This window comes from Streptomyces sp. DI166 (assembly GCF_900091315.1).
Classification (GTDB): Bacteria; Actinomycetota; Actinomycetes; order Streptomycetales; family Streptomycetaceae; genus Streptomyces; species Streptomyces fuscus.
In genome coordinates this window covers 120,293-137,494 of record NZ_FLSP01000005.1, presented here as the reverse complement: position 1 = coordinate 137,494, position 17,202 = coordinate 120,293, and the positions used below count along the sequence as shown (strand labels likewise).

At 72.3% G+C, this 17,202-nt stretch carries 13 protein-coding genes and 1 pseudogene; 7 read left to right on the top strand and 7 right to left on the bottom strand.

The features are described from left to right. Window positions 1-20 precede the first annotated feature (20 nt). A complete protein-coding gene (locus GA0115233_RS04360; RefSeq protein WP_093718726.1) occupies window positions 21-635 on the top strand; it encodes a hypothetical protein in 615 nt (204 codons plus the stop codon). 86 nt (window positions 636-721) lie between these two features. On the opposite strand, the gene GA0115233_RS04355 is transcribed toward GA0115233_RS04360, so the two are convergent. Then, window positions 722-1,738, bottom strand: a complete 1,017-nt coding sequence (locus GA0115233_RS04355) for a DUF5954 family protein (RefSeq protein WP_093718725.1) — start codon at window positions 1,736-1,738, stop codon at window positions 722-724. Between the two features lie 84 nt (window positions 1,739-1,822). On the opposite strand from GA0115233_RS04355, the gene GA0115233_RS04350 reads away from it, so the two are divergent. Beyond that, on the top strand, window positions 1,823-2,473 hold the full coding sequence (locus tag GA0115233_RS04350) for a ThuA domain-containing protein (RefSeq protein ID WP_093718724.1): 651 nt from the start codon (window positions 1,823-1,825) through the stop codon (window positions 2,471-2,473). On the opposite strand, the gene GA0115233_RS04345 is transcribed toward GA0115233_RS04350, so the two are convergent. Both GA0115233_RS04345 and GA0115233_RS04340 read right to left on the bottom strand, forming a co-directional pair. Next, window positions 2,463-3,506: a LacI family DNA-binding transcriptional regulator gene (locus tag GA0115233_RS04345; RefSeq protein WP_093718723.1), complete on the bottom strand. Its 1,044-nt coding sequence runs from the start codon at window positions 3,504-3,506 to the stop codon at window positions 2,463-2,465. The two genes, GA0115233_RS04350 and GA0115233_RS04345, sit on opposite strands and share 11 nt — an antisense overlap. Before the next feature lie 248 nt (window positions 3,507-3,754). After that, window positions 3,755-4,768, bottom strand: coding sequence for a hydroxyacid dehydrogenase (locus GA0115233_RS04340; RefSeq protein WP_176711639.1), 1,014 nt, complete (start codon window positions 4,766-4,768; stop codon window positions 3,755-3,757). A gap of 247 nt (window positions 4,769-5,015) precedes the next feature. On the opposite strand from GA0115233_RS04340, the gene GA0115233_RS04335 reads away from it, so the two are divergent. Then, on the top strand, window positions 5,016-6,596 hold the full coding sequence (locus tag GA0115233_RS04335; protein ID WP_093718721.1) for a carboxylesterase/lipase family protein: 1,581 nt from the start codon (window positions 5,016-5,018) through the stop codon (window positions 6,594-6,596). Window positions 6,597-6,893: 297 nt separating this feature from the next. On the opposite strand, the gene mmuM is transcribed toward GA0115233_RS04335, so the two are convergent. Then, entirely contained in the window at window positions 6,894-7,808 is a 915-nt protein-coding gene (gene mmuM, locus GA0115233_RS04330) for a homocysteine S-methyltransferase (protein ID WP_093718720.1), read from the bottom strand. Window positions 7,809-7,884: 76 nt separating this feature from the next. After that, complete coding sequence (locus GA0115233_RS04325; RefSeq protein WP_176711638.1) at window positions 7,885-9,468, bottom strand: FAD-dependent monooxygenase; 1,584 nt, start codon at window positions 9,466-9,468, stop codon at window positions 7,885-7,887. 242 nt (window positions 9,469-9,710) lie between these two features. Here GA0115233_RS04325 and GA0115233_RS04320 point away from each other — a divergent pair, with 242 nt between their 5' ends. After that, entirely contained in the window at window positions 9,711-11,135 is a 1,425-nt protein-coding gene (locus GA0115233_RS04320; protein WP_093718719.1) for an RICIN domain-containing protein, read from the top strand. A gap of 9 nt (window positions 11,136-11,144) precedes the next feature. Here the strand turns inward: GA0115233_RS04320 and GA0115233_RS04315 are convergent, their stop codons facing one another. Next, the gene (locus GA0115233_RS04315) at window positions 11,145-12,806 is read right to left on the bottom strand and encodes a rhamnogalacturonan lyase B N-terminal domain-containing protein (protein ID WP_093718718.1); all 1,662 of its coding nucleotides are present in this window, start codon (window positions 12,804-12,806) and stop codon (window positions 11,145-11,147) included. A 202-nt stretch (window positions 12,807-13,008) separates the two neighbouring features. Between GA0115233_RS04315 and GA0115233_RS04310 the strand changes: the two are divergent. From GA0115233_RS04310 to GA0115233_RS04300, 3 genes and pseudogenes are all read left to right on the top strand, one after another. After that, window positions 13,009-14,047, top strand: a pseudogene (locus GA0115233_RS04310) (rhamnogalacturonan acetylesterase). A gap of 64 nt (window positions 14,048-14,111) precedes the next feature. After that, window positions 14,112-15,803, top strand: coding sequence for a DUF2264 domain-containing protein (locus tag GA0115233_RS04305; protein WP_093718717.1), 1,692 nt, complete (start codon window positions 14,112-14,114; stop codon window positions 15,801-15,803). 51 nt (window positions 15,804-15,854) lie between these two features. Beyond that, a complete protein-coding gene (locus tag GA0115233_RS04300) occupies window positions 15,855-16,616 on the top strand; it encodes an isocitrate lyase/PEP mutase family protein (protein WP_093718716.1) in 762 nt (253 codons plus the stop codon). Here the strand turns inward: GA0115233_RS04300 and GA0115233_RS04295 are convergent. Then, window positions 16,596-17,189, bottom strand: a complete 594-nt coding sequence (locus tag GA0115233_RS04295; RefSeq protein ID WP_093718715.1) for a TetR/AcrR family transcriptional regulator — start codon at window positions 17,187-17,189, stop codon at window positions 16,596-16,598. The two genes, GA0115233_RS04300 and GA0115233_RS04295, sit on opposite strands and share 21 nt — an antisense overlap. Between the last annotated feature and the right edge of the window lie 13 nt (window positions 17,190-17,202).

Below are 17,202 nucleotides of genomic sequence, written 5' to 3'. Positions count from 1 at the left end.
TGTGCGGCAGGATGAGCGACATGATCAACCAACGGGGTGTCCTGTCCGTCCTGCTCCTGTCCTCCCTCCTGCTCACCGGCTGCGGGTCGGAGAAAGCCACGGACCCGGCCGCGGACCCGGCCGCCGAACAGGCCGCGGACCAGGCCGAACTCGCCGCCCGCGCCTCGGCGCTGGGTATCGCGCCGGAACACGTCTACGTCACCGAGGCCCCCGGCTTCACCCTCGCCCAGCAGTCCGTGGGAGTCCTCGGCGACGACGGCTTCTCCGCGGTGTACGTCTCCCGGAAGACCGGAGCCCAGCTCCACCTGTCGGTGGACCGCGGCACGATGACCGCCGAGACCTGCGCCGAGGGCGCGAGCGCGCCCTGCGAGAAGGAGGGCGACGCCTGGTACCGGGGCCAGGAGTACGCCGTACCGAAGAAGGGGCATGTCGTACGCGTCTCGGGCGAGGGCATTTCCCGTGACGTGCTCCGGGAGGCCGCCGAGGCCGTGCACCGGCCGTCGGACGCCGAACTGGACACCCTACTGCCGCCCGCCGGGGAGCGCGGGGGCGGCGGCAGCGAACCGGTAGAGCGGGGCGACCTGCCGGCGACCGGTGACGGGGCTCCGCTCAACGATCAGAACGCCACGGGGTGAGGGGGTGGTGACTGGGGCGCCACGGGGTGAGGGGGGGTGACCAGGGCGCCACGAGGTGAGCGGGCAGTCCCCGGTCGCCCCCGTCGTCACTCCTCCGTGATCCTCCCGAACTCGTCCATCGGCGGATGCAGTCGCATCGGCCCGTACTCGTCGTGGTCGGACGCCCGGACCGGCTCCGGGCCGTCCGGGCCCATACGCAGCATCCGCTCGACCCGGCACAGCCGGAACCGGCGGCCCGCCACGGACACCTCGTCGGCCCGGCCCAGGGACCGGAACCGCTCGGCGGCCTCGGCGTACAGGGAGCGCGTCGTGTCGTCGTACTGGTACAGCACCGCCCACACCTCCGACATGCCGTCGTAGAGCTGGCGCCGGGCATCGTGCGGGGTCGGCGCGAGACCGCCGGCCGGCTCCCAGCCGGCCGCGCCGTACTCGACCACACCGAACGCCGTCGGCAGCAGGACGACGTCCGGGTGGGAGCGCACCGCCTGCCGGGAGTCGGCGCGCACCGGGTCCGGCACGCGGTCGCCGGAGTACACGAAGGAGCGCAGGCCCAGCCGGATCGCCCCGGCCATCGGACCCTCGTCGTGCCCCGGGTCCAGCACGAAACCCACGTCCGGGACGGACGGCTGACGGCGCGGACGCTCCCAGGACCGGTCCGCCGGTTCGGGGTCCGTGGGCCTGGGCGGCTCCAGGTTCTCGCCGTCGCCCCGGGAGAACTCGTCGGCACGCACCACCCGGTAGCGGACCCCGCACACCGTCACCTCGTTCACCGGCTTCTCGTCCAGCACCGCCACCGCGGCCAGCAACTCCCGCCGTACCGCCGGATCGTCCGTGCCGTCCTTGGCCGTGAACCACAGATGGGAGTTCAGGCCGTCCCGGGCCACCTGCGGCATCGGATCCACCACCGGCTTCAGCAGCCGCCACCCGGGCCCCTCGGCCGGGTCCTGCACGGCGACGCCGAACACCGGGCCGCGCAACGCGAGATGGGGATAGCGCAGCGAGGCGTCCACCGCGTCCGCCTCCCGCACCCAGGCGGCGGGGTCGTCACGGCGGATCAGCTCCTCCTGGAGCGCGTCGATGCGTTGCCGCCAGTCATCGGTCATGCACGCATTGTCGTGGCGGCCGCCGACACCCGAACCCCGAACCGACCCAACCGCCAACGGTGTTGACGGGCCTAGGCTCTCGGTATGCGTCCACGGCTGCTCGTCTTCACCCGTACCGCCGACTACCGGCACGACTCCATCCCGGCCGGCGTCGACTGCCTGCGCGCGCTGGGCGCGTTCGACATCGAACACACCGAGGACCCGGACGCCTTCGCCGCGCCCCTGGAGGCGTACCGCGCCGTCGTCTTCCTCTCCACCAGCGGTGAGGTGCTGACGCCGGCCGGGCGGGAGCGGCTGGCCGCGTACATCGAGCAGGGCGGCGGCTTCGCCGGTGTGCACGCCGCGGCCTGCACCGAGTACGGCTGGCCCTACTACGGGCAACTGCTCGGCGCCCGCTTCGACCGCCACCCCGAGCTGCAGCCCGGACGCGTCCTGACCGAGGACACCGACCACCCGGCCACCCGCCAGCTGCCGCCCGCCTGGGACTTCACGGACGAGTGGTACGACTTCCGGGCCAACCCCCGAGGAACGGTCCGGGTGCTGCTGCGCGCCGACGAGTCGTCGTACCGGGGCGGCGGCATGGGCAACGACCACCCGCTCGCCTGGAGCCGCGAACAGGGCACCGGGCGCGTCTTCTACACCGCACTCGGGCACACGGCCGAGGCATACGGGGATCCCCGCTTCCGCGCCCACCTCAAGGGCGGCATCGCCTGGGCGGCGGGCATCACGCCCTGAGCCGGGGCCGTGCCGTGCTCGCCCGCTCCACCAGCCGCGTCGACAACTCCGTACGCGTGCTCTCCGGGCGGTCCCCGTCCATCATCCGCACCAGCAGATGCAGCGCCGTCGCCGCCATCTCCGACAGCGGCTGGCGGACCGTCGTGAGCGCCGGAGTGATCCAGCGGGACTCCGGCAGATCGTCGAAGCCCACCACACTCACATCCTCCGGGACCCTCAACCCGCGCTCCGCCAAGGCCGCGTAGACCCCGTGCGCCAGCCGGTCCGAGCACACGAACACCGCCGTCGGCGGCTCGGGCAGATCCAGCAACTCCAAAGTGCGACGGTGCGCCTGACAGTCCTCGGCACCGGTGAAGCGTACGTACTCCGGCCGATGCCGCACCCCGGCCGACGCAAGCGCCGAACGGTACCCCGCCACCCGCGCGTCACCGGCCAACGTGCGCCGACGGCCCGCCACCACACCGATCCGCTCATGGCCCAGCGCCAGCAGATGCTCGGCCGCCGTCACCCCGCCCCGCCAGTTCGCCGCGCCCACCGACACCACGCCCGGCGGCGGCTCCTGCTCCGGGTCGATCAGCACGAACGGGATGCGATGCTGCTCCAGCCGGGCGTACTGGGCGGCGCTGAGATCCGGCAGGTACAACAGCACCCCCGCGGAGCCGCGCGCGGTCACCTTCTCCTGCCAGCCCCGCTCCGTGCGGCCACCGGTCGGGCGCGGGCGCGCGGCCGAGACCACCACGTCCAGACCGGCGTCCCGCGCCGCCGACTCCACCCCGTGCAGCACCGTGCCGGACCAGGACGTATCCAGCGCGTGCACGACCAGGTCGACCAGGCCCGGCGCGCGGACGGCGTCGAAACGGGGACGGCGGACGTAGCCGAGCCGGTCCAGGGCCTCGGTGACCCGTCTGCGGGTCTCGGGCGCGACGTCCTCCCGTCCGTTGACCACCTTGGAGGCGGTCGGCACCGACACCCCGGCCTCACGGGCGACGACCGCCAGGGTCGGCCCGGCGGCCGCACTGCCCGTACGCACCATCAAGTCACCTCTGTGTTGGATGGGTCGGTCGCCTGCGGGGCGCTCTGTGCCGTTGTCGGGACGGCGATCGTGCTCAGCCCTTCGGGCCTCCGCGCTCCCCCACGCTCGGCTTCGCTCGCGCGGGAGGTGCCCCCATGCCCTCCCGACAACGGCGCGCCCCTCCGGCTCCCTCCCGGCCGGTGGCCTGCGTTTTTGTGGGCCTTGGTGGGCCCGTGCCGTTGGTTTGGGGTTTGTTGTGGGCCGGGTTTTTATGCCACCCGGGTCATGTCTGATTGGGTTACCGCGTGTTTCAAGGGGGAGTTGGTCGCTACGCGTTCCAACTCCTCGGTGACTATGTGGCCCAGGCGGGTCAGTTCGTTGCCCAGGGAGCCTGCTATGTGGGGGGTCAGGAATACGTTCGGGAGGTCGTAGAGGGGGTCGGTTGGGGGGAGTGGTTCTGGAGTTGTTACGTCCAGTACTGCTTGTAGGCGGCCTCTGATCAGTTCCTGGGTGAGGGCTTCCTGGTCGATCAACGCCCCCCGGGACGTGTTGATCAGTACTCCTCCGTCGCGGATCAGGGCCAGGCGGGGTGCGTCCAGCATCCTGTGCGTCTCCGGCAGGTCGGGGGCGTGCAGGCTCACGATGTCGCTGCGGCTCAGCAGGGTCTCCAGCGTGACGAGTTGCGCGCCGAGTGCCGCCGCCTCCGGCTCGCTGACGTACGGGTCGTGCAGCAGCACCTCGAAGTCGAACGGGCGGAGCAGTTCCAGGAGCCGGCGTCCCACTCGCGATGCCCCGATGATGCCGACCCGGCGGCCTACGTTGCCGATGTGGGCCGTTTCGGTGGGGGAGGGCTGGGTGTGGGTGGCGCGGTAGCGGTCGCGTTGCGTGAACGCGTCCTTCCCGGTGAGCAGGATCATCGCGAGTGTGTACTCCGCCACGGGCAGCGCGTTGGCGGCGACCGCGCTGGAGACGCCGATACCCCGTTCCCACACCGCGTCGCCAATCAGGGAGCGCACCGAGCCGGCGGAGTGCAGGACCGCGCGGAGGCGGGGCGCGGCGGCCAGGGCATCGGCGTCCAGGTGGGGACAGCCCCAGCCGGTGATCAGTACGTCGGCCCGGGCCAGCGCGCCGGCGACCGACGGGTCGGTGAAGTCGCGTACCACCAGTGCCGGGTCGAGGTCGGCCGTGCGGCGCAGGCGGGCCATCAGAGGCGGTGGGAAGAGCTGGGGGAGATGCACCGGATCCAGCGCGAACACGGCTCTTGGCGGCTGAGGACTTGGCATGGGTCTCCTACACGCTTGCACGCAGCTGAGCGGGACCGGGGAGTGACGGACGGTTGTAGAAAGCGCATTCTATCGGGGGTCCACCGTAGATCCGGCGGGAAGCGGTGGTCAATCGGTCGTGCACGCGTCCCGCCGCACCCGGGTACCCCGAGTGGCCGAGCGCTGACGCCCTGTACCGGAATACATTCGGGCGATGTGATGCTCTGATGTGAACGGTGCGGAAGCGTGGCGAAGGGCTGGTGGGCGCATGGCGGCGAACCGGACGCAACCCGTGGTCAGCACCCCCTACGGGGCTGTGCGTGGCAGGTACGAGCAGGGCATCGCGGTGTTCCGCGGCATCCCGTACGCGGCGCCCCCCTTCGGTCCCCGCCGGTTCCGGCCGCCGCTGCCGCCGGAGCCCTGGGGCGGCGTGCGCGACGCCGGTGCCTTCGGGCCCACGGCGCCGAAACCGCCGTACTCGGAGGCCTTCGCGCAGTACCTCTCCGACCCTGTGGTGGCGGGCGACGGCTGCCTCAACCTGAACGTCTGGACCCCCGAGCCGGACCCGGGGACGCGGCTCCCCGTCCTGGTGTGGCTGCACGGGGGCGCGCTGACCAGGGGCTCGTCCGCCGTGCCGGTCTACGACGGGCGGCACTTCGCCCGGGACGGGATCGTGCTGGTCTCGGTGAACTACCGGCTGGGTGTGGAGGGATACGGGCTGTTCCCCGACGTCCCCGCCAACCCGGGACTGCGGGACCAGCTCGCCGCCCTGGAGTGGGTGCGCGAGGCGATCGGCGCCTTCGGGGGCGACCCCGAGCGGATCACGTTGTCCGGACAGTCCGCCGGGGCCATCAGCGCCGGGGCGCTGCTCGCCGCCCCGCAGGCGCAGGGGCTGGTCAGGCGGGCGATTCTGCAGAGCGGGCCGCCCGAGGTGTCCGAGCGGGACAAGGTGCGCCGGATGGTGCGCCGGATGGCCGCCCGGCTGAAGATCCCGGCCACCGCCGCCGCCTTCGCCGAGGTCGACCGGGAACTGCTGCTGCGCACCCAGGCCGACGTGGGCAGGCTCAGCAGCCCGGTGCTCGGCGGTCCCGCTTTCGGGATCGTCGAGGATGGCGACCTCGTGCCGCGCGACCCGCTGACCGCCCTGACCGAGGGCGGGGCCGCACGCGGGGTCGATCTGATGGCCGGGTGGACCCGCGACGAGTACCGGCTGTGGCTGGTGCCCGGCGGCCTGGTGGAGCGGGTCGACCGGCTCGGACCCGTGGCGCTGGCCGGGGCGATGGCCCGCTGCCACTGCGGGCACGAGGTGCCCCGCGGCTACCGCGCCCTGCACCCCGAGGCCGGTACCGCCGAGATCGTCGGCCAGATGGTCACCGACCACCTGCTGCGCGTCCCCGTGCACCGCCTGGCCGACGCCCGCCCCGAGACCACCCGTGTGTACGAGTTCGCCTGGCCCTCCAACCGCCCCGGCCTCGGCGCCTGCCACGCCCTGGAGCTGGGCTTCGTCTTCGGCACCGGCGAGACCCCCGAGTCCGTCAAGCTCGCCGGCGACGGCGCCCCGCCCGAACTCTCCGAGGCGATGCACCGCGCCTGGGTCCGCTTCGTCGAGACCGGCGACCCCGGCTGGGAGCACTGGGACCCCAGTCACCCCGTCCGCGTCTTCGGCGAGGGCGACCCCCACACGGTCTACGGCCCCCGCGACCGCGAACTCGCCCTCTGGGCCGCCGACCCCACCTCCACGACACCGGCGGACCCGACAGCCGCCGCCACCGCCTCACCTCTGCGAGGGACGGAACTCCGCTCGGTCGTACGACGACTGCGGCTGCCCGGGGCGGTACGGCGGCACTGACCACATGCGTGCACAAGAACTCCCTCACGGAACGAACGACGTGCCGCCCAACCTCGTTGTCCCGCCCTCCGTCCCGCGACCGCCCGTGACGACTGGACGTGCGGACCGGCCGCGTGCCTGATCGGGCCGCCTGGACTCGGCGGCGTCCAGTCGTGCGCACTGGACGGCGGGACAGCTGGAAAGTGGGCCTTCCGGGGGACGGGTGACGAACGGGAGCGCCGCGGAGGTCTTCCTCACGCGGCTGCGGCGGCTGGGGGAGTTGCGCAGCGTCGAGTTGGGCGACGGGCGGACGCCTGATCAGTCCCCGCGCCGCACCACCCCGGAAATCCCCGAAACCGCCCCCGGCCCCACCCGGCAACACCCCCCGATCAGCCGCGCACCGGCCTCCCGCCAACCCCTCACCTGAGCCGGGGTGAACCGGGACTCCCCGCGCCAGCTTCGGGACTCGGCGTCCCAGCTCTCCCCGCTGTTCGGGTACACCACGACCGGCTTGCCGGTCACGCGGGCCGCGGTGCGGATCGCGCCGTCGACATCCTCCGGCGCGCAGCAGTTGACGCCGACCGCGATGATCTCCTCCGCCTCGGCGGCCAGGGCGAAGGCCTCCTCCAGGGGCTGGCCCGCGCGGGTGCGGTCGCCGGTGACGGAGTACGACAGCCAGGCCGGGACGCCGAGTCCGCGTACCGCGCGCAGCAGGGCCTTTGCCTCGTCGGCGTCGGGGACCGTCTCCAGGGCGAGCACGTCGGGAGCGGCGGCGGCCAGGACTTCGAGGCGGGGGCGGTGGAAGCGCTCCAGTTCGTCGACGGTGAGGCCGTAGCGGCCCCGGTACTCGGAGCCGTCGGCGAGCATCGCGCCGTAGGGGCCGACGGAGGCGGCCACCCACAGGGGCCGCTCCGCCTTGGCGCGGCGGGCCGCCTCCCGGGCCAACTCCACGCTCAGCGCCAGCAGTTCGGCCGCCCGTTCGCGGCTGATTCCGCGCCGTGCGAAGCCCTCGAAGGTGGCCTGGTAGCTGGCGGTGATCGCCACGTCCGCGCCTGCCTCGAAGTAGGCGAGGTGCGCCTCGGTGATCGCCTCGGGCCGCTCGGTGAGCAGCCGTGCCGACCACAGCTCGTCGCTGAGGTCGTGCCCGGCCGACTCCAGCTGGTTGGACATCCCGCCGTCGAGGACGACGGGACCGGTGGAGAGGGCCTGGGCGAGGCTGGTGTCGCTGGTCATGTCATGACATTAGTCGACGGGGTGTGCGGGTGGTTCATGGTGTCCGGTCAATGGACTGCGTGTACAGCATGTGAGATCAGTCGGTCGCGTCGACTCCGGTGATCGCCTCCAGTGCCTCGCGCACCGTCGAGTCCGTCCGTGGGCCGTCCGCCCAGCGGGCCGCCACATGGCCGTCCGGGCGGACCAGCAGTGCTCCCCGCGGGCCCAGGCCGCAGGTGTCCAGGTGGGCCGGGGTGAGACGTTCGACCCGGAGCGGCCAGGGTGAGGTGAGCTGTCCGGCCCAGCCGTCGGGGTCGGGGGTGAGCAGGGTGAACCACTCGCCCAGCGCGTCCAGCGAGGAGCGGTTCACGCCGAGCGGGAAGTGGGGCATGCGGTGGCCGGGGCGGGCGGTGGGGATGTAGTCGGTCGCCGGGTCCTCCGGTTCGGGAGGTTCGGTACCGTCCGGGAGTACGGCGTCGGAGTCGTAGGCCACGCCGAGGACGAGCCCGAGTTGTGCGAAGTACCGCTCGGACCACGGCAGTTCGATCCGCTCCGAGGGTTCCGCCCCGGTCTGGAGCTGTTCCTGGCGCCGGGCCTGGACCTGGAACATGAGCTGGGCGTTGGCGACCGCCTGGCGCAGGGTCCGTTCGGCGACGGGGCGGCGTTCGGGGCCGTAGGTGTCCAGCAGGCCCGGGGCGGCCCAGCCGCGCAGGACGCCCGCGAGTTTCCAGCAGAGGTTGTGCGCGTCGGCGATACCGGCGTTCATGCCGAGGCCGCCGGTGACGGGGACGGCGTGGGCGGCGTCGCCGGCCAGCAGGATCCGGTCGTGCCGGAACCGTTCGGCGACGAACGCCTTCATCTCCCAGTGCTGCACCCGCAGCATCTTGATCGCCACCTTCTCGCGCATGTTGAAGAGGCGGTTGAGATAGCCCGGCCAGTCGTCGTGCTCGGCGGGTTCGGGGGTCGGGCCGACCCACGCCCAACCGCCCTCGGGGTAGAGGGGGATGAGGGAGCCGTGGGTGAGGAAGTAGACGCCTGCCGGGTACTCGGCGCACCAGGGGTCGAGGTCCGCGTCGAAGACGAGGGTGGTCACGTCGGCGATCCTGCCGGGGCCGTCGGTGCCGATGTCCAGCAGGTGCCGGACCGTGGAGCCCGCGCCGTCCGCGGCGATCAGGTAGCGGGCGCGGACCTGGCGGTGGCCGCCGTGCTCGTGGTCCAGGATCCGGGCGAGGACCGCGTCCGACTCCTCGGTCAGGTCGACGAGTTCGGCGCCGAAACGCATCGGCGTGGAGGCGCCGCCCAGGAGGTGGGGTTCCAGTCGGTCCTGGGTGGTGACCACCCCGAGCACCGGGCTCTCCGGCACCGGTGTCTTCACCCCGACCCAGTCCTCCCCGGCGAAGTCGGGGCTGTCCAGGGTCTCCCGGAAGCGGATCTGGCCGAACTCCCGTCGGAAGGAGCTGCTTTCGACCTTCTCGTCCAGGCCCAGCCCGCGCAGGATCTCCATCGAGCGCACATTGACCAGCCTGGACCGGGGGAACGGGGACAGCTCACGGTACTTCTCGACCAGGAGCGTGCTGACGCCCCAGCGCTCCAGCATGATGCGGGCGGTGAGCCCGACCGGTCCGCCCCCGACGACCAACACCTCGACCTCGTCGTCCACGACGACGTTCTGTTCCGTCATGAGTTTGATCTCATCATTCGTTGAGTTGGGCCGCAATGCTCTTTCCTGCGCTGTGCAGGTCAGTTGGCCCGGCGTGGGGCTGCCTCGCGGCGGCGGGAAACGATCGCTCGCGCTTGTCCCGTCGGACCCGTTGACCTCTCTCCGCCACACCCTTACCTTTTCGGCGTTCGGGATTGCAGATGCTGTACGTAATTTCGAACAGTCGCCGCGGACCTTCCCCCACCCTTCGAGAGGCAGTCCGTATGAGCCGCGAACACCTCCACCGTGCGTACGCGATCCTGCTCGCCCTCTGTCTGGCGCTGGCCGGTGCCCTCGGCCTCGCCGGGCCCGCGCAGGCGGCGCCCCACACGGTCGTCAACGGCACCCAGTTCACCGACATTTCGGGAAACCCCGTGCACGCCCACGGCGGCGGGGTCGTCAAGGTCGGCGCGTACTACTACTGGTTCGGCGAGAACCGCAACGCCGACAACACCTTCCGGTACGTCTCCGCGTACCGCTCCACGGACCTGAAGAACTGGGAGTTCCGCAACCACGTCCTCACCGAGGCGACCGATCCGGAGCTGGCCACCGCCAACATCGAGCGGCCCAAGGTCATGTACAACGCGGCCACCGGCAAGTTCGTGATGTGGATGCACAAGGAGAACGGCATCGACTACGGCGAGGCGCGCGCGGCGGTCGCCGTCTCCGACACCGTGGACGGCGACTACACCTGGCAGGGCAGCTTCCGCCCGCTCGGCCACATGTCCCGCGACATCACGGTCTTCGTCGACACCGACGGCACCGGCTACATGGTCTCCGCCGCGCGCGAGAACTACGACCTGCACATCTACCGCCTGACCAGTGACTACACCGGCATCGCCGCCCTGGTCGCCGACCCCTGGCACGGCGGCCACCGGGAGGCACCGGCGCTGTTCAAGCGGGGCGGCGTCTACTTCATGCTCACCTCCGGCGCCACCGGCTGGAACCCCAACCAGCAGCAGTACGCCACCGCCACCTCCCTCGCCGGGCCCTGGACCGCCATGACCGACGTCGGCGACTCCACGGCCTACGGCTCGCAGACCGCCTACGTCCTTCCCGTGCAGGGCAGTTCGGGCACCTCCTACCTCTACCTCGGCGACCGCTGGGGCAACTCCTTCGGCGGGACCGTCAACGACTCCCGCTATGTGTGGCTGCCGCTGAACTTCCCGACCGCCACGACGCTGTCGATGTCCTGGACCCCGGAGGTCACCGTCGACACGGCCGCCGGAACGGTGAGCGGGGTCAGTGCCACGTACCAGACGCTCATCGCCCGGCACTCCGGCAAGTGCGCCGATGTCACCAGTCAGTCGCAGTGGCGGGGGGCGCAGATCAAGCAGTGGGACTGCAACGGCGGGAACAACCAGAAGTACTGGTTCAAGCCGGTGGGCGGCGGCTACTACCAGCTGGTGGCGCGGCACAGCTCCCTGTGTCTGCGGGAGAACGCGAGCACGGTGACCCAGGAGGACTGCGCCGCCTCGGTGGCCGCCCAGCAGTGGTCGGTGACCACGACCGGCTCGTACGTGAACGTCGTCTCCCGCGCGAGCGGGGAGTGCCTCGACGTCAGCGGCGCGTCCACCGCCAACTCCGCGGCCCTCATCACCTACTCCTGCAACGGGGGCGCCAATCAGCAGTGGACGCGCGGGAGTTGACATGGTTCGTCAGGCCAGCAGGTCGATCGCGTCGATGGAGGTGCCGGCGCTGAGGTAGGACGTCGTCCCCGAACCGCTCACCACATTGATCCGCAGCGTGTTGTAGGCGCCGGTGTCCGCCAGCCAGGCGGACGCCGGGACGCTGTAGGTGAAGGTGTGGTTGTTGCCGCGGTAGGAGCCGTTGGTCAGCGACCGGGTGCCGGGCTGGGTGGGCGGGGAGGGGATGGCGGAGGTCCAGGTGTCGTTGACGACGACCTGGGGGCGGCCGTTGGCGTAGGCCGTGGTGACGCCGATGCGCAGGGTGTGCGCGGCGGCTGCCTGGGCGGCGGTGAGCCGGAAGTAGACGACGATTCCGCTGTTGACGTCCTTCCAGAGGTAGCAGGGGAAGGCGGAGGTTTCCGTCCCGCTGCCGATCACCACGTTCCCGGTCCAGGGTGCGGCCCGTACGTCGGAGGGGTGGGCGTACGTCATCAGTTCGGCGTTCTTGAAGCCCCGGGGGGTGCCGGTCCAGTCGCCGATCCGCCAGATCGCGGTCGCGTTCGAGGGGTCGTTGGAGGCGGGGACCGCGATCGTGTTGAGGGTGGTGGTCGTGCCCGCGGTGACCGTCACCGTGCCGGTGTGGACGGCGAGTTCGTCCTTGTACACGGTCAGGGTGTACGTGCCCGGCAGTACTCCGGGGATGGAGAAGTAGCCGTCCGAGGCGCGGGCCGAACCCCAGTACTGGGCGGCCGAGTTGGCGAGGCCCACGGTGTACGCGTACGCAGTGTCGCGGCCGGTGATGCCGACCCCGGCGACCCGGCCCCGGCCGCTCGCGCCGACGTAGCCCGCCATGCCGAGGGAGTCCGCCCACGGGGTGGTGAGCGTGCCGGGGAACAGTGACGCGGAGGGGGCGCCGCCGTCGGTCAGGGCGATGACGTAGGGGCCCTGGAGGCCGAAGCGCTCGGGCTCGGTCTGGTTCTGGCCGTAGTAGAGGATCTCGTACAGACCGCCTCCGTCGGCGCTCTGGTGGCGCAGCAGGGAGCGGTAGAACGGGCCGCCGGACGCCTTCTCGTGGTTGCTGCGCACGATCCACAGGCCGACACCGCCGCTCGACCAGCCGACGTGGGTGTAGTCCGCCACGCGCAGCTTGGAGTAGTGCTTGGAGCGGGTCTGGCCGTCGGGCTTGGCGAAGACGTCGGAGGCCTCGATTGCGGTGGGGGCGTAGGTGTAGGAGTCGGGCTCGTCGTTGAGGAAGAGGCCCGCCCTCACGCGCAGGATGAAGCGGGTCGCGGAGACCGAGGTGTCGGCCTTGTTGGTCCACAGGTAGATGTTGTTCTCGCCGCTGCGGGCCGCGTAGTAGTGCCGGAGTGTGCCGTGGGTGACGGACACCAGGATCGTCGAGCCGGACTGACCGATCGTCACGGTCGAGGAGCCGAGACCGGATTCGATGTGCGAGTTCTTGCCGCCGTAGCCCTGATACTCCACGCCCCGGTACACCAGCGAGGTCAGATCCCCGTTGGACTTGCCGACCTTGAAGACCAGTTGGGCTCCGGTGTCGATGACGTAGTTCGCGCCGTCGTCGCTCCAGCCGAAGGCGGCGGCGCTGGCCGTGCCGCCGAGGGCGGCGGTGCCTGCCGCCGCGGCGGCGCCGAGGACGAGGGTACGGCGGGCGACCGGTCCGGATGCGGGCATGGGGGGTGCCCCTTTCGGGAGGTGTGGGGGTTGCCGGTGGGTCCGAGGCTGACAGTTGAATCGATTTTGCGAAAGGGCTTGCGCACGTTTGGTGTTGGATATTCAGTCAGTTGCGGTATGGATCTAGAAAGCGCTTGCCGATCGGCGGTACGGTCCGGCACCAGGACCGGCCATCGCGCCGGACGTGACGGAGGAGCCGCGAGTGAGACGTTTCGACATCGCCGTACTGGCGGCGGTGACGCTGAGCACCGCCCTGACCGCCGGGCCCGCGCAGGCCGCCGCGCCGGTGCGGGACATCGACCACTGCACCGCCACCGCCTGCCACTTCGACCTGCCGCCCGGCACCTATGACGTACGGGTGCTCCTCGGCGGCCCGGCCGCCTCCAGCACCGCCATCGGCGGCGAGACCCGCCGTGCCCTGCTCCCCGAGACGGCCGCGCCCGCCGGGGCACGCGTCGCCCGCTCCTTCACCGTCGACGTCCGCACCCCCGAGGGCGAACCGACCGGACCCGACGGAACTCCCGGACTTGACCTGGCGATCGGCGGCTCGGCACCCGCGCTCGCCGACATCCGGGTCACCCCCGCCCGGCACACCCGGCAGATCTTCCTCATCGGCGACTCCACCGTCTGCGACCAGCCCGGCGACCCCTACACCGGCTGGGGCCAGCAGCTCCCGCAGTACCTGCGCCAGGGAGTCTCGGTGGCCAATTACGCCGACTCCGGGGAGAGCACGGTCAGTTATCTCGCCGACCCCCGGCTGTGGGACACGGTCCGGCCGCGGATCCGGCGCGGCGACCTGGTACTGATCCAGCTCGCGCACAACGACAAGACGACCGACGGGGCCACCTACCGCGCCAACCTGGAAACCCCTGGTGTCCGGGGTCCGCGAGCGGGGCGGCCGGCCGGTGCTGGTCACCCCGGTCGTGCGGCGCTGGTTCAACGCCGACGGCACCCTGAACAACGGCACCGCCCTGCTGGTCAACGGACTCGGGGTGGACCACCCGGCGGTCGTCCGCGCGGTCGCCGCCGACCGGGACGTCCCGCTCGTCGACCTCACCGCACGCACCAAGGCCCTCGTCGAGTCGCTCGGCGTCGAGGGCTCCAAGGCGCTGTACCTCTACAACGAGAAACGGGACAACACCCACACCTCGGAGCGCGGCGCCACCGCCTACGCCGGGATCGTCCGCGACGAACTGCTCGCCCAGGGTCTGGTGCCCAGGGGCCTGGTGCGGGTGGGATGAACCCCTGGGGCGTCCCGACCGGAACCGGGGCGCCCCAGGCCACTGCTGGAAGGAACGCCTGCTGATGGACCTGCCCCCCGACGACCGCGCGCTCAGCCCCCGCACCGGCTACACCCGCGCCCACTGGGAGGCGGCCGCCGACGCGCTGCTGGCCGCCGTGGAGCCGTACGCCACCGCCGACCGCGCCCTCTACCACCTGCCAGGGGACCGGCAGAGCTGGTCCGGGCGGCTCTCCGACGGCCTGGAGGGGTACGCCCGTACGCTCCTGCTGGCCGCCTTCCGCCGTGACGAGACGGCACTGGAGCGCTACGCCGACGGGCTCGCCGCCGGTACCGCCGGCGTCTGGCCCGAGGTGCGGCACCGCAGCCAGCCGCTGGTGGAGGCCGCCTCCATCGCCCTCGCCCTGCGGCTGACCCGGCCGCTGCTGTGGGACCGCCTCGACGACCGGGTACGGCAGCGCGCCGCGGCATGGCTGGGCGACGCCCTCACCGCCGAACCGTGGCCGTGCAACTGGGAGTTGTTCCCGGTGACCGTCGGCGGCTTCCTGGAGTCGGTGGGCCACGAACCGGAGGCGTCGCGCAAGGCGATCGACCGCGGTCTGGAACGCATCGAGCAGTGGTACCTCGGCGACGGCTGGTACACCGACGGCGACGGCCGCAAGTTCGACTACTACAACGGCTGGGCGATGCACCTCTACCCGGTGCTGCACGCCTGGCTCGCCGACGACGCCGGGCTGCTGGACCTCTACGGCCGCCGCCTGCACCGTCATCTGACCGACTACGAGCGCCTGTTCGCCGCCGACGGCGCCCCCATGCACCAGGGCCGCTCCCTGACGTACCGCTTCGCGACCACGGCCCCGCTGTGGCTCGGCGCCCTCACCGGCCGCACCCCGCTGCCCCCGGGCCGCACCCGCCGCCTCGCCTCCGGCGCCCTGCGCCACTTCCTGGAGCGCGGCGCGCTGGACGAGCACGGCCTGCTCACCCTCGGCTGGCACGGTCCCAACCCGGCGGTGCTGCAGAACTACTCGGGCCCCGCGTCCCCGTACTGGGCGAGCAAGGGCTTCCTCGGCCTGCTGCTCCCCGCGGACCACGAGGTCTGGACGGCACCGGAGGAACCGGCCCCGGCGGAGGGCCCGGACGCGGCGTACCCCGTCGCCCCGCCCAACTGGCTGCTGCAGTCCACCACCGCCGACGGTCTGGTCCGCCTCCACAACCACGGCAGCGAGCACCCCGACTACGACCCCTACTACTCCCGGCTCGCCTACTCCACGGCGACCGGGCCCTCCCCGTCCGGCGACAACAGCGTCCTCGTCGACGGCGACCCGAGCCGCACCGCCATCGAACCCCTGGGCACCGGCCCGGGCTGGGCCGCCTCCCGACACACCGCGGCCCGCGGCGCCCGGGTCACCTGCGCGGTGCTGGTGCGGGGCGCGGTGGAGGTCAGGGCGTATCTGGTGGCGGGGGCGGAAGCCGGTACGGAGATCCGGGTCACGGGCTGGTCGCCGCCCGCCGAGCTGCGCGCCGACCTGACCCCGGCCCTGGGTCTGACGGGCGCCCTCACCGGGACGGTGGGCGACACCCCGGCCCTCTTCGTGGCGCTGGCCCGCCTGACGGCGGAACCGGAACCGGCGGACCTGTCCCGGCTGGCCGAGGTGAGCCCGGACGGCGAGGGGGGCCTGCTGGTGCGCTGGGCGGGCGGAGGGGAGAGCCGGATGCGGATCGAGGACGGCCGGGTGGAGGTGACGAGCGGCGGCTGAGGGCGCGACGGTTCGGCCGGTACCGAAGCGACCCGGCCCTACGGTGCCCTCATGACGCCTTTCGCCCGCCTCCACCGCACCGGCGCGCCGCTGCTCCTCCCCAACGCCTGGGACCACGCCTCCGCCCTGGCGCTGGCCGCCGAGGGCTTCCCGGCCGTCGCCACCACGAGCCTCGCCGTCGCCGCGGGGGCGGGGCTGCCGGACGGTGCCTCGGCGACCCAGGACGAGACGCTGCGGCTGGCCCTCACCCTGGGCAGCGGGCCGTTCCTGCTCTCCGTCGACGCGGAGGGCGGCTTCAGCGACGACCCGGACGAGGTGGGGGAGTTCGCCCGGCAACTGGCCGCTGTCGGGGCCGTCGGTCTGAACCTGGAGGACGGACTGGGCCCGGTGCCGGTGCACGCGGCGAAGATCGCGGCCGTGAAGGCGGCGGCACCGGACCTCTTCGTCAACGCGCGCACCGACACGCACTGGCTCGGCGAAGGGGACGAGCGCGACACCCTCCGCCGCCTGGACGCCTACCAACAGGCGGGCGCGGACGGCGTGTTCGTGCCCGGCCTGACCGACCCGGCGCGCATCGCGGCCCTCGTCCGCCAGGTCCAGGTCCCCCTGAACATCCTCTACTCGCCCACCGGACCCACCCTCGCGCACCTCACCGACCTCGGCGTGCACCGCGTCAGCCTCGGCTCACTGCTCTACCGGCGCGCACTGGCCGCGGCGGTGGAGACGGCCACCGGGATCCGCGCCGGCCGGAGCCCGCGCGGCGCGGCGCCCACGTACGCCGAGGTGCAAGCGCTAGCCAGGGCCGCCGACTGATTGTTCCCGCTTCGGCCAGTGCTCCAGTGCCACGTGCAGTGCCTCCACCGCGCGGTCCCAGGAGGCCCGTACGTCCCTGGGCGCGCCGAAGGCGCCCGCCGACTCCAGGGCGCAGTAGCCGTGGAAGGTGCTGCGCAGCAGGCGGACGGCGTCCGTCAGATCGGGTTCGTCCAGGCCGTAGGCGCGCAGCACGCCGTAGGTGATCTCGGCGGTGCGGCGCAGGGCCGGGGTGTCGGCGATCAGGGCCTGGTCGACGCGGATCTGGGTGGCGGCGTAGCGGCCGGGGTGTTCCAGGGCGTACTCCCGGTAGGCGTCGGCGAAGGCCCTGAGCGCGTCCTTGCCCGCCCGGCCCGCGACCGCCAGCGCGATGCGGTCGATCAGCTCCCCGCCCGCGAGCAGCGCGATCCGGGTGCGCAGGTCCTCAAGGTTGCGGACGTGGGAGTACAGGCTCGCGTCCTTGACGCCGAAGTGCCGGGCCAGCGCCGACAGGCTGACCTTCTCGAAGCCGACCTCGTCGGCCAGGTCGGCGGCGGCCGCGGTGACGCGGTCGGCGGTGAGACCCGCGCGGGCCATGGGGCTCCCTCCG

Coding starts and splice junctions, on each gene's coding strand:
- GA0115233_RS04360 (WP_093718726.1), top strand. CDS start 21: ATGATCAACCAACGGGGTGTCCTGTCCGTCCTGCTCCTGTCCTCCCTC.
- GA0115233_RS04355 (WP_093718725.1), bottom strand. CDS start 1,738: ATGACCGATGACTGGCGGCAACGCATCGACGCGCTCCAGGAGGAGCTG.
- GA0115233_RS04350 (WP_093718724.1), top strand. CDS start 1,823: ATGCGTCCACGGCTGCTCGTCTTCACCCGTACCGCCGACTACCGGCAC.
- GA0115233_RS04345 (WP_093718723.1), bottom strand. CDS start 3,506: ATGGTGCGTACGGGCAGTGCGGCCGCCGGGCCGACCCTGGCGGTCGTC.
- GA0115233_RS04340 (WP_176711639.1), bottom strand. CDS start 4,768: ATGCCAAGTCCTCAGCCGCCAAGAGCCGTGTTCGCGCTGGATCCGGTG.
- GA0115233_RS04335 (WP_093718721.1), top strand. CDS start 5,016: ATGGCGGCGAACCGGACGCAACCCGTGGTCAGCACCCCCTACGGGGCT.
- mmuM (WP_093718720.1), bottom strand. CDS start 7,808: ATGACCAGCGACACCAGCCTCGCCCAGGCCCTCTCCACCGGTCCCGTC.
- GA0115233_RS04325 (WP_176711638.1), bottom strand. CDS start 9,468: ATGACGGAACAGAACGTCGTCGTGGACGACGAGGTCGAGGTGTTGGTC.
- GA0115233_RS04320 (WP_093718719.1), top strand. CDS start 9,711: ATGAGCCGCGAACACCTCCACCGTGCGTACGCGATCCTGCTCGCCCTC.
- GA0115233_RS04315 (WP_093718718.1), bottom strand. CDS start 12,806: ATGCCCGCATCCGGACCGGTCGCCCGCCGTACCCTCGTCCTCGGCGCC.
- GA0115233_RS04305 (WP_093718717.1), top strand. CDS start 14,112: ATGGACCTGCCCCCCGACGACCGCGCGCTCAGCCCCCGCACCGGCTAC.
- GA0115233_RS04300 (WP_093718716.1), top strand. CDS start 15,855: ATGACGCCTTTCGCCCGCCTCCACCGCACCGGCGCGCCGCTGCTCCTC.
- GA0115233_RS04295 (WP_093718715.1), bottom strand. CDS start 17,189: ATGGCCCGCGCGGGTCTCACCGCCGACCGCGTCACCGCGGCCGCCGCC.